This is a genomic window from Enterobacter sp. QK-SA4, from assembly GCF_056856775.1.
This window is the reverse complement of the sequence record NZ_JBXFXH010000007.1, coordinates 3,594,397-3,608,859: the sequence shown is the minus strand read 5'-3', so window position 1 is coordinate 3,608,859 and position 14,463 is coordinate 3,594,397. Positions and strand designations below refer to the sequence as shown.

Sequence of the window (14,463 nt, the reverse complement as noted above, 5' to 3'; positions counted from 1 at the left end):
GGGATGTTCAGGCCTCAGGGACGAGGCCCGTCATACGCAAATGCCAGGAACGAAGGATGACAAGGACTGGAACACTACTGCTGTTAACCCTTGCGATGGCTTGTCCGGCATCGGCGCATACCGTGGTGATCGAAGGTGGCAAGGTTCATCTCCGGGGTGAACTGGTGAACGGCGGCTGTGCCGTGGCGCCCGACAGCCAGAATATGCGCATCGACATGGGGCAGTACCGAACCAATTCATTTTCCGGTGTGGGCAGTTTTTCCACGGTTAACGTGCCTTTTACCGTGCGGCTGCTGGACTGCAGCGTTGATGTTTCGCGCACCGTGGGGATCCAGTTTCAGGGCGTGACGCCCGCAGAAGATCCGCAGGTCTTTCTGGCGACATCGCGGCCGGGGGAAACGCCTGTCAGCAGCGGCGTGGGGCTGGCGCTCTTTGACGAACAGCAGCGTCAGATTATCCCAAACGCCACGGCCGTCAGCTGGCTGCCGATCGATACCCGCGAGCTCGCGTTCCATTTTAGCGCCCGCTATCGGGCTATTTCCGAACACCTCGAGCCAGGCAAAATTCAGTCGGATGTCTGGTTTACGTTGATTTATCCATAACACCTGCGAACACATTATTAAAGGTACGGTTGTGATGAATACCCTAATTAAACCAGGACTTTTTTTATCGTTTATTTTGATGATGGTTTCTGCCTGCGCAAATGCTTCCGGCGGTATTGCGCTGGGGGCCACGCGCGTTATTTATCCCGCAGAGGCGAAGCAAACGTCGCTGGCGATCACCAACAGCAACAAACAGGAACGCTATTTAATTAACGCGTGGATCGAAAATGCGAGCGGGCAAAAAGAAAAAACCTTTGCCGTCACTCCGCCCCTGTTTGTCAGCGAGCCGAACAGTGAAAACACGCTGCGTATTATTTACGCCGGGCCAGCGCTGCCAGCCGATCGTGAATCGCTCTTTTACATGAACGTGAAGGCGATCCCGTCGGTGAACAAAGCGAAAACGGAAAACAATAACGTGCTGCAGCTGGCGATCCTCTCACGCATCAAGCTGTTTGTGCGCCCGAACAACCTGGCGATGCAGCCGGAAGAGGCGCTTTCCCAGCTGCGGTTTGAGCGCGCGGGCAGCCATCTCAAGGTCAGCAACGCATCCCCGTATTACATCACCCTCGTCAATCTGAAGATGGGCGGGCAGACGCTGGAAAACCTGATGGTTGCGCCGAAAAGCTCGGCACAGCAGGTGCTGCCAGCCGGTGCCAGCGGCACGCTTTCCTGGCAGAGCGTGAATGACTACGGTGCCATCACTCCGGCGCGTAGCGTTAACCTGTGAGCAGAGTCAGGGCGATGAAAAACCACCAGGGACGTTACTGCCCGGTTGCGCTGGCGCTGATGGCTGCGCTCTGGCCGCAGGCTGGCTGGAGCGAAAGTTATTTCAACCCGGCCTTCTTGTCCGACGACACCGCCAGCGTGGCGGATTTGTCGCGTTTTGAACAAGGACACCAGCAGGCACCCGGCGTTTATCGCGTGGATATCTGGCGTAACGATGAGTTTATCGGTACCCAGGACGTGCGTTTTGAGCAGGCCGAGAACACGCCGCCGGTGGCGGGCGGTTTGTCGGCCTGCATTACGCGCGCGATGCTCGATCGCTTTGGCGTCAACGTCGCGGCGTTTCCCGAGCTGGCTAAGGTACAGGGTGACACCTGCGTTCCGTTGACCACGGCCATACCCGGCAGCGAAACGGTATTCAACTTTGCCTCTCAGCGTCTGGACGTCAGCCTGCCGCAGGTGGCGTTGCAAAACAGCGCCCGGGGCTACATTCCGCCTGAACAGTGGGATGAAGGCATTCCCGCCGCGCTGGTGAACTACAGCTTCACCGGTAACCGGGGAAGCGAAGACGACAGCTATTATCTGAACCTGCAGAGCGGGTTGAACTATGGCGCTTGGCGTTTACGTAACAACGGCGCATGGCGGTACACGCAGAATAACGGGCAGCGGCATAGCGAGTGGCAGAATATCGGCACCTGGGCGCAGCGCACCGTCATCCCGCTTAAAAGCGAACTGGTGCTGGGCGACAGCAATACCGGGAATGACGTCTTCGACAGCATGGGTTTTCGCGGCGGGCGGCTCTTCTCGTCTGACAGCATGTACCCGGACAGCCTGCAGGGCTACGCGCCGACCGTGCGCGGGATCGCCCGTACGCCAGCAAAAGTGGTGGTTCGCCAGAACGGCTACGTTATCTATCAAAGCTATGTGCAGCCGGGCGCATTTGCGATTACCGATCTTAACCCGACCTCCTCAAGCGGTGACCTGGAAGTCACGGTCGAAGAGAAAGACGGCACCCAGCAGCGCTATACCGTGCCGTACTCCACCGTCCCGCTTCTGCAGCGTGAAGGGCGCTGGAAGTATGATCTCGTTGCCGGGGATTACCGCAGCGGTAACAGCGATCAGGATACGCCGTTCTTCACTCAGGGCACCCTGATTACCGGGCTTGCCAACGGTTACACGCTCTACGGCGGTACGCAGCTGGCGTCACGCTATACCGCGGTGGCCGTCGGGGCCGGGAAAAACCTGGGCGACTGGGGCGCGGTCTCGCTCGATATCACCCACGCCCGCAGCCAGCTCGCGGACGACAGCAAGCATGAAGGCCAGTCTCTGCGCTTCCTCTACGCGAAATCCCTTAACGGCTTCGGCACCAACTTCCAGCTGCTGGGCTACCGCTACTCCACAAAAGGGTTTTACACCCTCGACGATGTCGCCTGGCGCTCAATGGAGGGCTATCAGTATGCCGATAGCCAGAACGATAACGATGTGCCGGACGTGCAGAGCTATCACAACCTGACGTGGAATAAAAAAGGCCGTTTCCAGCTCAACGTTTCTCAGTCTCTCGGGGACTACGGCTCGGTCTATATCTCCGGCAGCGAGCAGACCTACTGGGGAACAGACGAGACGAACCTCTGGTACCAGCTGGGCTACGCGGGCGGCGTGAAGGGGATCAACTACTCCGTCTCGTGGTCGTGGAACAAATCCGTGGGGATAGACGGTACCGATCGGATCGCGTCGTTTAACGTCTCCGTGCCGTTCAGCCTCTTTACCCGCCAGGGCTATCGCCGGGACAGCGCGATTGACCGCGCCTACGCTACGGCATCCGCCAGTCGAAACAGTGATGGCGACACAAGCTGGCAAACCGGCGTCAGCGGAACGCTGCTGGAGGACCGCAACCTGAACTACAGCGTGACTCAGGGACACGCCAGCACCAACGGCTCAAGCGGAAGCGCCAGCGCCAACTGGCAGGCGACCTACGGCACGCTGGGCGTGGGCTACAACTATTCCCGCGATCAGCACGATCTCAACTGGCAGCTCTCCGGTGGGGTGGTCGGCCACGCCGACGGCGTGACCTTCAGCCAGCCGCTGGGCGACACCAACGTGCTGATCAAAGCGCCGGGGGCATCGGGCGTCAGTATTGAAAACCAGACCGGCGTGAAAACCGACTGGCGAGGCTACGCGGTGATGCCGTATGCCACCGTCTATCGTTACAACCGCGTGGCGCTGGATACCAACACCATGAGCAACAACACCGATATCGAAAACAACGTGAGCAGCGTGGTGCCGACCAAAGGCGCGCTGGTACGCGCCAGCTTTGATACCCGCATTGGCGTGCGCGCCCTGCTGACGGTAACGCGCGGCAACCAGCCGGTGCCGTTCGGCGCGGTGGTACGCGAAACCAAAAGCGGCGTGACCAGCATGGTGGGGGATGACGGGCAAATTTACCTGAGCGGGCTGCCGCTGGAAGGCGAACTGCTGATCCAGTGGGGCGACGGGGCGCAGTCCCAGTGTCGCGCGCCTTACAGCTTGCCTGAAAAGAGCCTGCAACAGGCGATCACACTGAAGGGGATTCGCTGTGAATAAAACCCAACTCTTTGCCTTGTCGCTTCTGGCGTTACTGCCCGCGACAAACGCGTTAGCCACCGTGTGCGTCAATGAAAACGGCGTGCCGACGGAAGTACATTACGACCTGACGGATAAATTCAACAGCTCGAATAACCAGATTGGGCAGGTCGTGACGCTCAGCGAGAAATCGCAGTGGGTAGGGGTGAATGCCGTATGCCCTAAGGGCACGACCGGGAATACCACCAAGCGCAGCTATGTGACCGATTATCCGGTAACGGGAACGAGCGATGGCTATCAATATCTGAAGCTTAACGACTATCTGGACGGGGCGATGAAAATTACGGACAGCTATGCTGGCGTATTTTATCCGCCAAAAAACTATATCCAGATGGGGAGCCATCCTAACGTCTCCAAAAACAAACCGTTTGGCGTGCAGGACTCCAGCCTGGTCTTCCGTCTTAAGGTGACCCGGCGTTTTATTAACATGGTCGTGATCCCGCGCGCCACCATGTTCCGCGTTTACGTCACCACTACCTCTTCCGATCCGCTCACCACGCCGGTCTATACCATCAGCTACAGCGGTACCATCCAGGTACCGCAAAGCTGCGCCATCAATGCCGGTAACGTGGTGGAGTTTGATTTCGGTGACATTGGCGCCTCCCTGTTCAGCAAGGCGGGCGTGGGTAACAAGCCTGAAGGAGTCTCATCGCAAAGCAAAACCATCGCCATCAAATGCACCAACGTGGAGGCGAACGCCATGCTGACGATGCGCGTCGAGGCGGAAAAAGTCTCTGATAATGTGCTGGTGTCGGATAACCCGGACGTGGGGTTCATCATCGCCAACGAGAGCGGGGCGCCGCTGACGCCCAACAACCTGACAAGCAAAATTCCGTTCCGTCTCGACGACAGCGCGCAGGCTCAGGTGGGGATCCGGGTCTGGCCGGTGAGCGTGACGGGCAATAAGCCAGCGGAAGGGCGCTTCACCTCGCGCGGATACCTGCGCGTGGATTACGACTAAGGAGCCGATATGCGAAACGGGATCCGTTTTATCACCGTAGCGCTCTTTGCGCTTTGCACCCAGGCTCAGGCGGACACCGCGTTGGGCGAAATTAACATTCGGCTCTACGGCAATATCGTCGATTTTACCTGCGTTGCCGAGGGCAGCGACAGCGACAAGGCCGTCCCGCTGGGCACCTGGCCCACGAAACAGCTCAGCACCACCGGGAGCCGCACGCAGCCTATGCCGTTTACGCTGAAGCTGACCGGCTGCCCGCCGGGCGCGGCGTCCATTACGTTTTCAGGTAAAGCCGACGGGAGCAATAGCGGCTTGCTGGCGCTGAATGACGCCAGTACTGCAAGCCATGTCGCCGTTGAGATCAGGGATGCGGATAAAACTCGCCTGGCGCTTCAGCAGGCCAGCCAGCCGGTTTCGGTTGACGCACAGGGAAATGCGACGCTGTCGTTTTATGCCAATTATATTGCCACTGCCGATAACCCTCAGCCCGGACGGGCTGATGCGGATGCCACCTTCATGATTAATTATAATTAGCACTGACCGCACTCCCTGCAGCTCAGATAAGCTGCAGGGAGTGAATTCAGGTTATAGCAGTTCGTGGGCTTTGGCGTAATCAATTAATTCTACGATGCTTTGCACACCCAGCTTGGAATAAATATTGGATTTATGCGCGCTAATGGTCTTGTTGCTTAAAAGCAGCTGTTCAGCAATTTCCTTGTTGGATAATCCATTCGCCAGATACCGTAATACCGTAACCTCGCGATTCGATAATGGCATATCTACTGCCATCCCTTTCCCGGAACCCAAATGGTTTATAAAGTTCAACGTCTCTGACGGGAAAAAGGAATAGCCCATCAGAATCATTTCTACGGCGTTGTAGATCTCACCCAAATCTTTTCGTTTACTGACGAAGCCATTTGCCCCGGCGCGAATGGCGCGACCCGCGTAAAACAACTCTGATTTAGACGAGAGGAACAGAACCTTAATGTTTTTGTTTAAGTTCCTGATTCTCTTTAGTAAAGAGAAGGCATCCGTGCCCGTGAGTTCAATGTCAAGGATCACCAGATCGATAGGGTGATTGCGGATACAGTCAAGGACTTCATGGCTATCGCCAGACTTGAGCTTGACTGCGATATTCTTATTTTTCTGTAGCAGGACCTCTATCGACATTCTGACGATAGGATGTTCGTCCATAATGATAACGGATGCCGGTTTCATTTTTAATGCCTCAGATTGTTAAAAGCGTTATACAGAGTTTGGTAAAACTCTCGAAATGCCGGAAGGATATAATGTGCAGATCCCTGTACCGTAGTATTTCCCTGGGAAGAGCGAAAGCATCCTTGTTTACGTAATGAAAAGAACTATGCCTCAGCGCGGTCATCTCATTAGGCTGGTGTTGGCAAAAAGGTTTTTCTTATTCAGATTTGATACGCATCTTATTATACAGGGTAAGTTTTTTCCGAAAACCCTGTAAATTAATATGAGGGTATTGGTTTGTATTATCTTCTGGATATGAATCGCTATTTTTTTAAAAATAGCGGAAATGTCCTGTTATCCCATTTACCGCATATTTTCATCTTTATGTAATAACAAAAAATAACAGATATCGCTGTATGTTGATCAATTGTTAACAAAAATACGCCTCTTTGAAAGGGACGAACCCGCAAACGTGAGGTTAAAAATTGCCCTCGCAGGCCGTCAGACCTTCATCTGAAAGCGCCCAGGTTTACCCGAAGGCCCGCATCTCCTGCACAGGAGAACATGCTGCCCGCTTCGCTTTTTACTCCTGGCAGTTGTCGTTAAGCTGCTTGTTTTTACATCATTATCATCTTGTTAACGCCTTCTGCATTCGCTTAACGGATGGAGGAAAGTGCTGCCGTTCCGCTAATTTGTGGCATTTCACAAGGTTCGCGCCCATAAATTAGGAATAGTTATAAATTCGATTTTATTGTTAAAAATTAACATTTTCGCAACACAGGTGGTAAGTAAATTCTTAAACCGCTTTAGGAAATAAGGGGTTAGGTGGTGAGTGAAAACGTGCAGTCTGAGAGGTTATTAAGAAGATGGAGCAATTCCTGGCGATGGCTTAGCCCCAGCTTTAGGAGGATGCAGCTGAGACGATAGATAATGCGGCTATAGGGGCGATTCTGCATAAGGGCAATCTGACGCAATGTCCTGCCCCGGGAAAGCTCCTGCAGGATGGGCCATTCGTTGCGCGAGAACCAGTCTTTCTCGGTACCCAGCGGAGGTAGGGTATCCAACAGGCTGTGCTGGAGCGCAGCGGCGCTCAGCTGACGTTCGAGCACATGAAAAGGACCCGCCGCTTTGCAGAAGAGGCGGGTATCGTAATTATCGGCCCGGACCAGCAGCCAGGGCGTCAGGAACGGAGGAAACAGGCTATGCCGTCTCAACTGATCCAGTTTCTCCAGAAGCCCCGTGGACCGGCTTTCAATATCCACGACCAGGCGGGCTGAAGGCCACTGCGTTTGAGCGATAAGGGCGTCGTCCAGCGTGGCGTAGTCGCAGCAGCTGCTCAGGGGAAACTGGGCGTTGAGAAAACCGGTGCGCAGGTAGTGATCCTCCGTCACCAGAAGGATAAACGGGGCGTCGGTTTTGCGGGGCTGGCTGATAGACTGGCTCAAAAATTCGAGCCGGTCGAAAAAGGGGGGAGCAAAAGGTGAGCGCGTAAATCCCAGTGCATCACTTCCTGTACGCCGCCGCCGGTAACGGCGCACTGTCATTCGCATGGTCTCCCTCCTGGAAATGGCTTTTTAATCCTCCGGCCATGTCCAGGACGGCCAGTAATATCCCTGGCCGAGGTCTGCGCCTGCCTGCAGTGCCCAGGTACGATCGCGTTCAGTCTCAATACCTTCAATAAGCACTTTCCCGGCAAGCTGAAAGCAAAGGGAAACCAGTTGCCTCAGCGCAGGGGTGTCGCGTAAACGCCAGAATGCTTCCTTATCTATTTTGATGCCGCTTAACGGGAGTCGGCAGGATAAAAACGACTGCACGGTGACGTCATCCACGTCATCAAGCCAGATTGCGTGTCCCTGTCTGCTAAGTTGCCGCAAATTTTGAACGACATGCTGCTTCTCGACGAGGGGCAGCGCTAAAAAGGACGCGAGATCGACAATCTCAATATTGAGCGACACGTCTGGCAACCGGATAAGTCGCTGAAAAGAGGCTGTCTCTGTCAGGACGGTTATCGGCAGATTAATAAAAAGATTATGACCGTGCGGCGCATTTTTTAACGCGCTAAGCTGCGCTTCAAGCAGCGCTATCGACCAGTCTGCGGACCGTTCGCAAAAAAAGTCCTCGCTGTGTCGCGTGTCGGACAGAACGCTAAGTACCTCCACGCCAACCAGGCGCAAGGAGGAAAGGGCGACGATGGGCTCAAGCTTAATGCCGACGATGTCCTGAGAAATGTACTGTAACCGGGGGGGCGTATCGATCAGGTTTTGCGCTGTCACTCCATTGTCCTGTTGTCTGCCAGCCTCCAGGCGGCCGGGATACCTGACTCTAGTGTGACGAGCTGACGTTCAGGAAAACAGCAGGCGTTACTTAAATGCAACTAAGCCTTTTCGCAGCGCCAAATTTTACGGTGAAACAGGGCGAAATGTTGAGAAAATAGCCGTATTTACAATCGGCTAGTGGTAATTGCCGTGTAAAGCGGAAAAGGCATTGACTCACTTGCCATTGACCGTATAATTCTTCGCGTTTCACCACCGCGAAGTACACGCATATCAGTGCGCCCTTAGCTCAGTTGGATAGAGCAACGGCCTTCTAAGCCGTAGGTCGTAGGTTCGAATCCTACAGGGCGTGCCATTTGATCCCAGTAATCCCCAGTCTCCATCGCCAAACTTGAACTGAAACATATCCCTGCTTAACTCAATGGTGATTAATCCTGTGATGAGGGCTCACCCATGGCATATGTCGACAAAGCGCTTCGGTTTAATCCTGCCTCACCTGTCTTTCAGGAAAATCTTCATGACGTCTATCACCATATGCGAAACCACCAGCCGGTGACGCGAATCGGGAAAACATGGGTGCTTACCCGCTATCAGGACGTGTATCAGGCAATGAAGGAGCGTGCGTTCGTCTCTTCAGGTATCCCTGAAGATGTGCATGCTGCGCTGGAAAAAGAGTCTTTTAACCTTCCGCCTCGGCTTCGGGATCTTCTTTACGGTATTGTCCTTTTTGAGGAGGGCAGTGTTCATCGCATCCACCGTCAGGCTCTGCAGGCCCTGTTTACCGGCGAATCCTGGGGGGCATTAACCCAACTCATTTCACACGAATCACATTCATTGGTAGCCGCTTTACCCACAATTCGCCCGTTTGACGGAATTCGCGAGATTGCGGCGCCGCTATGGGGAAAGGTTTTCACCGCGTGGCTTAACCTGCCTCAGGCGCAACAGGAGGTGGTGGAGCAAGAGAAAAGTGCCATCAGGCTATTGCTGGATCCCAGTGCCATTGACCGTGAGGGGCTTCAGAGGCTGATAAAAGCGCTATCCCGTCTGGATGATAGTTTTCGCCAGCTTGCACAGGCGCACAGAGAAGGTTACGACTCTCTGTTTTATCGCAGCCTGCTGAAAGGATATGGCGGACAGGGGGATGCGCTTTATGAGCGGTTTAGCACGGACTGCATCACGATGCTTATCGGCGGCAGTGAAACCAGCGAAGCATTAACCGGAAACCTGCTCTATATGCTGGCACTGCATCCGGAATTGCAGGCGGATGTCAGAAATAACACGCTGCGGATGAAAGAGATAGTAAGCGAAACGATGCGCTTTGAATCCCCGCTTCAGATGGGCAGGCGGAAGGTTGCGGCTCCTGTGCACTTTCTGGGGCGTGAACTGAAGGCCGGGGATAACGTGTTGCTTTGCCTTGGCTCCGCCAACCGGGATGAACGCGTATTTGAAGAGGCGTCGCGCTTTATTCCGGGTAGAAAGAATGCACAGCGACAGCTGGGATTTGGTGCAGGGGTGCACCAGTGCATCGGGCAACTGCTGGCACAGTTTCAGGCTGAAAACCTGGCGACGGCCTTGAACAAGCGAGGGATTATCGCTCTGGACGGCGAGGCGAAATGGTCGAATAGAAGCCTGATCCTGAGAACGCTGGAGACACTTCCGCTTAAGATCGACTAGTGCCATAACAGGACGATGAGATGAAGGGAATCATTTTTTCTTATGCCCTGCGGCCTGGATCTTTTTATTCTTTTCTTTTCAGTTAAATAACGGATTAATAAATAGAGTGCTAATTATCTTTTATTAGCGCCGCCCTTAAGGATTTCTTAATCTATATTTTCGTCCATTCTTAAGTCTGGTTTTTTATCATTTTAAGTTCCATAAAAAAGAAATTTTACACTTTTACGCGTAAACTGGATTGATACTAATTATCATTAGCGTTGTTGTATGCTTTAATCCTGTCCCACAAAGCTATGAGTCGTTAATCACGTTGGTCTATTAAGGATATGTTCATGAATTCTCGCCTGCTGTCCTGCTTCTCGCTTGCCTTGTTGTCTTCATCACTTTTCCTTTCTACACAATCGGTTGCGGCCGATAACAGCGAAGGTATCGTTGTTTATAACGCGCAGCACGAAAACCTGGTGAAGTCGTGGGTGGACGGTTTTACTAAAGAAACCGGCATTAAAGTCACTCTGCGTAATGGCGATGACAGCGAGCTGGGTAACCAGCTGGTTCAGGAAGGCAGTGCGTCACCGGCAGACGTGTTCCTGACGGAGAACTCGCCTTCAATGGTGCTGGTGGATAACGCCAACCTGTTTGCGCCGCTGGATGCAGACACCCTGAAGCAGGTACCGGCAGAATATCGTCCGGCGCACGGCCGCTGGATTGGCATCGCGGCCCGCAGCACGGTGTTTGTGTATAACCCGGAAAAACTGAACGAACAGCAGCTGCCTGAATCGCTGATGGATCTGGCAAAGCCAGAGTGGAAAGGCCGCTGGGCGGCATCACCGTCAGGCGCGGATTTCCAGGCCATCGTGAGCGCGATGCTGGCGCTGAAAGGCGAGAAGACCACGCTGGAATGGCTCAAGGCGATGAAAGCCAATTTCGTTGCCTATAAAGGCAACAGCACCGTGATGAAAGCGGTCAATGCCGGTCAGATTGATGGCGGCGTGATTTATCACTACTACCGTTTTGTCGATCAGTCCAAAACCGGTGAAAACAGCAAAAACACCCAGCTCTACTACTTCAAACACCAGGATCCGGGCGCGTTTGTGAGCCTCTCCGGCGGCGGCGTGCTGGCATCCAGCAAGCATAAAGCGCAGGCGCAGGCCTTCATCAAATACATTACCGGTAAAGAAGGTCAGGAAAGCCTGCGTACCAACAACGCCTTTGAGTATGCGGTGGGCGTGAACGCGGCCTCAAACCCGAAACTGGTCCCGCTAAAAGATCTTGATGCACCGAAAGTTGAACCTTCGACGCTTAACAGTAAAAAAGTTATCGAGCTGATGACGCAAGCCGGCCTGCTGTGATCCTGAGAGTAAAGTGAACGTCTTATGTCTGGTCTGAGTCTCGACATCGGAAAAAACAGAGTGCAGGAGCCTGCCCGCAGGCGTCCTGCACTGCCGATGGTGGCGTTAGCTGTGTTGTTTTCATTAATGGCGCTTCTGCCTCTGGGTTTTATCATTGCCATTGGCATTGAGACCGGCTGGGAAACCATTAAGGCGCTGGTGTTTCGCCCGCGTGTTGCTGAGCTGCTCAGCAACACGCTGTGGCTGACGGCTTTAGCGGTTCCGCTGTGTATCGTGACGGGCGTGGCAATCGCCTGGCTCACGGAGCGCACGCAGCTTGCCGGGCGAGGGATCTGGTCCGCACTGGCGGTTGCCCCGCTGGCGATTCCCGCGTTTGTGCAAAGCTATGCCTGGGTGAGCGCTGTCCCGTCCATGCACGGGCTCTCCGCGGGCGTGTTCCTCTCCGTACTTGCCTACTATCCGTTTATCTATATGCCGGTTGCGGCGGTGCTGCGTCGCCTTGACCCGACGCTTGAAGATGTCGCCGCTTCGCTGGGTACGCCGCCGTGGCGGGTCTTTTTCCGCGTGGTGCTGCCCCAGCTCAAGCTGGCTATCTGCGGCGGCGCGCTGCTGGTGGCGCTGCACCTGCTGGCGGAATATGGCCTGTACGTGATGATCCGCTTTGATACCTTCACCACGGCAATTTATGACCAGTTCCAGTCTACCTTCAGCGGCCCGGCGGCGAACATGCTGGCGGGCGTGCTGGCCTTGTGCTGTCTGGCTATATTAATGCTGGAGGGCGTGACGCGCGGAAAAGCACGCTACGCGCGCATTGGCGCCGGGGCCGCGCGCGAGCAGAAACGCTGGCCGCTGAAGCCTGCGGCCGCAGCGCTGGGCCAGCTGTTTTTCATCGTGCTGATCGTTCTGGCGCTGGGCGTGCCGCTAGTTGTCCTGTGTCGCTGGATTTGGCTCGGCGGCGTGCAAAACTGGATGAGTGCCGATCTCTGGCACTCCCTGCGCCAGACGCTGATGCTCGGCGTGGGCGGTGCGCTTCTGACGACCGCGTGCGTGATCCCCATCGCGTGGCTGGGTATCCGCTATCCGCATCGCATCTTCCGGATGCTTGAAGGGTGCATCTATATCACCAGCTCGCTGCCGGGCATCGTCACGGCGCTGGCGCTGGTCACCGTCACCATTCATTACGCCCGTCCCATTTACCAGACGGAAATTACCCTGTTCCTTGCCTACCTGCTGATGTTTATGCCCCGCGCGCTCATCAACCTGCGGGCGGGGATTGCGCAGGCGCCGGTTGAGCTGGAAAACGTGGCGCGCAGCCTGGGCAGCACGCCCGCGAAGGCGCTCTGGAGCGTGACGATGCGGCTGGCCGCGCCGGGCGCGGCGGCGGGTGCCGCGCTGGTTTTCCTCGGCGTCAGCAACGAGTTGACCGCCACGCTGCTGCTCTCTCCGCTGGGCACGCGCACGCTCTCCACCGGATTCTGGGCGCTGACCAGTGAAATTGACTATGTTGCCGCCGCGCCTTACGCGATGCTGATGATCCTGATTTCACTCCCGCTGACCGCCATTCTCTATATGCAGTCGAAAAAAATTGCAGGGCTATGACATGCTTGAATTAACCGCCATTTCTAAATCGTTTTCTGATGTGCAGGTGCTCGAGAGCTTAAACCTGAGCGTGGCGCCGGGGAGCAGGACGGCGATTGTCGGGCCGTCCGGGTCGGGGAAAACCACGCTGCTGCGTATTCTTGCCGGGTTCGAAACGCCTGACACCGGGCGCATTGTCATGCAGGGGAGAACGCTGTTCGATGAAAACAGTTTTGTTCCCGCCCACCTGCGCCGGATTGGTTTTGTGCCTCAGGAGGGTGCGCTGTTCCCGCACCTCAATGTGGCAGACAACATCGCCTGGGGGCTGGACGGCACCCGCCACGAGAAACGCCAGCGCGTTGAGGCGCTGATGGAGATGGTTTCTCTGGACAGGCAGCTCGCAACGCACTGGCCCCACGAGATTTCCGGCGGACAGCAGCAGCGCGTGGCCCTTGCCCGTGCGCTGGCCCAGCGGCCTTCACTGATGCTGCTGGATGAACCGTTCTCGGCTCTGGATACCGGCCTGCGCGCCACGACGCGTAAGGCAACGGCCGATCTGCTGGCCGAAGCGGGCGTGGCCTCGATTCTGGTCACCCACGATCAGAACGAAGCGTTGTCCTTTGCCACGCAGGTTGCCGTCATGCGCTCCGGGCGCTTCACGCAGGTCGGTACGCCTTATGACGTTTACACCCGTCCCGTTGACGAAGAGACGGCGCTGTTTCTTGGCGATGCCGTGATCCTGCCTGCTCAGCTCGCTGCCGGGTATGCCGTGTGCGCGCTGGGTGAAGTGCCGACGGACAACGCGCATGCGACAGGACAGGGCAGGGTAATGATGCGCCCTGAACAATTACGCGTGACGGCATGTGCAGCGGATGAAAGTCCGATCTCGATTCTCGACGTGGACTTCACCGGCCAGCTGTCGACGCTCACCCTGGGATTGGCCGGACAGCAGCAGCCGGTGATTCTGAAGACCGTAAGCCAGCCAGGATGGAACCCGGGCACGGCGGTACGCGTTGATATTGCTGGCACCGCGCGGGTATTCGAATATTCTTAATATTCGTTAGTAATTTCATGCAACGGGTTGTTATAAAAGATTTTTCCCGAACGAATGGCAATTCCTGAGATTCTCTACCATGCTCATAAAACCTCACCACACTGCGTGAGGTTTTTCGTAATTGCTGATTAATCTCAAGGAAAAAGGTTATGAAAAAGACGACTGCTATTTTGTTGGGAACGGCGTTACTGTTTACGACCAATGCATTTGCTGCACAGCTACTTACTAAAAGCGAGTTCAAAAAAGTTGCATCTCAATATAAAAAAATCGGTACGGTAAACACCTCGAATGAAGTATCGGTGGATGATGCGAAAAAAGAACTGATTGAGAAAGCCGATAAGAAAGGCGCGGATGTTCTGGTGCTCACGTCAGGGAACACCAACAATAAAATTCACGGTACGGCCAATATCTACAAGAAAAAATAACGTCATTGCAG

Annotated in this window: 13 protein-coding genes and 1 tRNA gene; 11 read left to right on the top strand and 3 right to left on the bottom strand. The window is 55.1% G+C overall.

The genetic code is table 11. The annotated features are described in order from the left end of the window. Positions 1-56: 56 nt before the first annotated feature. The 5 genes from fimI to sfmF are packed head-to-tail and all read left to right on the top strand — an operon-like array spanning position 57 to position 5,436. The gene (gene fimI / locus AC1VYI_RS19040) at positions 57-602 is read left to right on the top strand and encodes a type 1 fimbrial protein subunit FimI (protein WP_023310642.1); all 546 of its coding nucleotides are present in this window, start codon (positions 57-59) and stop codon (positions 600-602) included. A gap of 34 nt (positions 603-636) precedes the next feature. Next, positions 637-1,329, top strand: a complete 693-nt coding sequence (gene fimC / locus AC1VYI_RS19035; RefSeq protein ID WP_023310643.1) for a type 1 fimbria chaperone FimC — start codon at positions 637-639, stop codon at positions 1,327-1,329. A gap of 14 nt (positions 1,330-1,343) precedes the next feature. Then, on the top strand, positions 1,344-3,905 hold the full coding sequence (locus tag AC1VYI_RS19030; RefSeq protein ID WP_134866720.1) for a fimbrial biogenesis usher protein: 2,562 nt from the start codon (positions 1,344-1,346) through the stop codon (positions 3,903-3,905). Continuing rightward, the gene (gene fimH, locus AC1VYI_RS19025; protein WP_134866719.1) at positions 3,898-4,905 is read left to right on the top strand and encodes a type 1 fimbria D-mannose specific adhesin FimH; all 1,008 of its coding nucleotides are present in this window, start codon (positions 3,898-3,900) and stop codon (positions 4,903-4,905) included. Before AC1VYI_RS19030 ends, fimH begins: the two co-directional genes overlap by 8 nt. Before the next feature lie 9 nt (positions 4,906-4,914). After that, entirely contained in the window at positions 4,915-5,436 is a 522-nt protein-coding gene (gene sfmF, locus AC1VYI_RS19020; RefSeq protein ID WP_023310646.1) for a fimbria assembly protein, read from the top strand. Between the two features lie 51 nt (positions 5,437-5,487). Here sfmF and fimZ read toward each other — a convergent pair whose 3' ends face one another. The 3 genes from fimZ to AC1VYI_RS19005 all read right to left on the bottom strand — a co-directional run bounded on the left by fimZ (position 5,488) and on the right by AC1VYI_RS19005 (position 8,372). Next, the gene (fimZ, locus tag AC1VYI_RS19015) at positions 5,488-6,120 is read right to left on the bottom strand and encodes a fimbria biosynthesis transcriptional regulator FimZ (protein ID WP_023310647.1); all 633 of its coding nucleotides are present in this window, start codon (positions 6,118-6,120) and stop codon (positions 5,488-5,490) included. Between the two features lie 800 nt (positions 6,121-6,920). Further along, positions 6,921-7,649 carry a helix-turn-helix transcriptional regulator gene (locus AC1VYI_RS19010; RefSeq protein ID WP_226483448.1) on the bottom strand — a complete coding sequence of 243 codons (729 nt, stop codon included), beginning with the start codon at positions 7,647-7,649 and terminating at the stop codon, positions 6,921-6,923. Between the two features lie 24 nt (positions 7,650-7,673). Beyond that, complete coding sequence (locus AC1VYI_RS19005) at positions 7,674-8,372, bottom strand: EAL domain-containing protein (RefSeq protein WP_047742639.1); 699 nt, start codon at positions 8,370-8,372, stop codon at positions 7,674-7,676. A gap of 278 nt (positions 8,373-8,650) precedes the next feature. Here AC1VYI_RS19005 and AC1VYI_RS19000 point away from each other — a divergent pair. The 6 genes from AC1VYI_RS19000 (at position 8,651) to yahO (ending at position 14,452) form a co-directional block, all read left to right on the top strand. Next, a tRNA-Arg gene (locus tag AC1VYI_RS19000) sits at positions 8,651-8,727 on the top strand. 98 nt (positions 8,728-8,825) lie between these two features. After that, the gene (locus AC1VYI_RS18995; RefSeq protein ID WP_134866717.1) at positions 8,826-10,046 is read left to right on the top strand and encodes a cytochrome P450; all 1,221 of its coding nucleotides are present in this window, start codon (positions 8,826-8,828) and stop codon (positions 10,044-10,046) included. A gap of 332 nt (positions 10,047-10,378) precedes the next feature. Next, entirely contained in the window at positions 10,379-11,395 is a 1,017-nt protein-coding gene (locus tag AC1VYI_RS18990) for an iron ABC transporter substrate-binding protein (protein ID WP_047742636.1), read from the top strand. 24 nt (positions 11,396-11,419) lie between these two features. Beyond that, positions 11,420-12,994 carry an ABC transporter permease gene (locus AC1VYI_RS18985; RefSeq protein ID WP_181366983.1) on the top strand — a complete coding sequence of 525 codons (1,575 nt, stop codon included), beginning with the start codon at positions 11,420-11,422 and terminating at the stop codon, positions 12,992-12,994. Between the two features lies 1 nt (position 12,995). Next, the gene (locus AC1VYI_RS18980) at positions 12,996-14,027 is read left to right on the top strand and encodes an ABC transporter ATP-binding protein (protein ID WP_023310653.1); all 1,032 of its coding nucleotides are present in this window, start codon (positions 12,996-12,998) and stop codon (positions 14,025-14,027) included. Positions 14,028-14,176: 149 nt separating this feature from the next. Further along, entirely contained in the window at positions 14,177-14,452 is a 276-nt protein-coding gene (yahO, locus tag AC1VYI_RS18975) for a DUF1471 family periplasmic protein YahO (RefSeq protein WP_023310654.1), read from the top strand. Positions 14,453-14,463: the final 11 nt, after the last annotated feature.

Coding starts and splice junctions, on each gene's coding strand:
- fimI (WP_023310642.1), top strand. CDS start 57: ATGACAAGGACTGGAACACTACTGCTGTTAACCCTTGCGATGGCTTGT.
- fimC (WP_023310643.1), top strand. CDS start 637: ATGAATACCCTAATTAAACCAGGACTTTTTTTATCGTTTATTTTGATG.
- AC1VYI_RS19030 (WP_134866720.1), top strand. CDS start 1,344: ATGAAAAACCACCAGGGACGTTACTGCCCGGTTGCGCTGGCGCTGATG.
- sfmF (WP_023310646.1), top strand. CDS start 4,915: ATGCGAAACGGGATCCGTTTTATCACCGTAGCGCTCTTTGCGCTTTGC.
- fimZ (WP_023310647.1), bottom strand. CDS start 6,120: ATGAAACCGGCATCCGTTATCATTATGGACGAACATCCTATCGTCAGA.
- AC1VYI_RS19010 (WP_226483448.1), bottom strand. CDS start 7,649: ATGCGAATGACAGTGCGCCGTTACCGGCGGCGGCGTACAGGAAGTGAT.
- AC1VYI_RS18995 (WP_134866717.1), top strand. CDS start 8,826: ATGGCATATGTCGACAAAGCGCTTCGGTTTAATCCTGCCTCACCTGTC.
- AC1VYI_RS18990 (WP_047742636.1), top strand. CDS start 10,379: ATGAATTCTCGCCTGCTGTCCTGCTTCTCGCTTGCCTTGTTGTCTTCA.
- AC1VYI_RS18985 (WP_181366983.1), top strand. CDS start 11,420: ATGTCTGGTCTGAGTCTCGACATCGGAAAAAACAGAGTGCAGGAGCCT.
- AC1VYI_RS18980 (WP_023310653.1), top strand. CDS start 12,996: ATGCTTGAATTAACCGCCATTTCTAAATCGTTTTCTGATGTGCAGGTG.
- yahO (WP_023310654.1), top strand. CDS start 14,177: ATGAAAAAGACGACTGCTATTTTGTTGGGAACGGCGTTACTGTTTACG.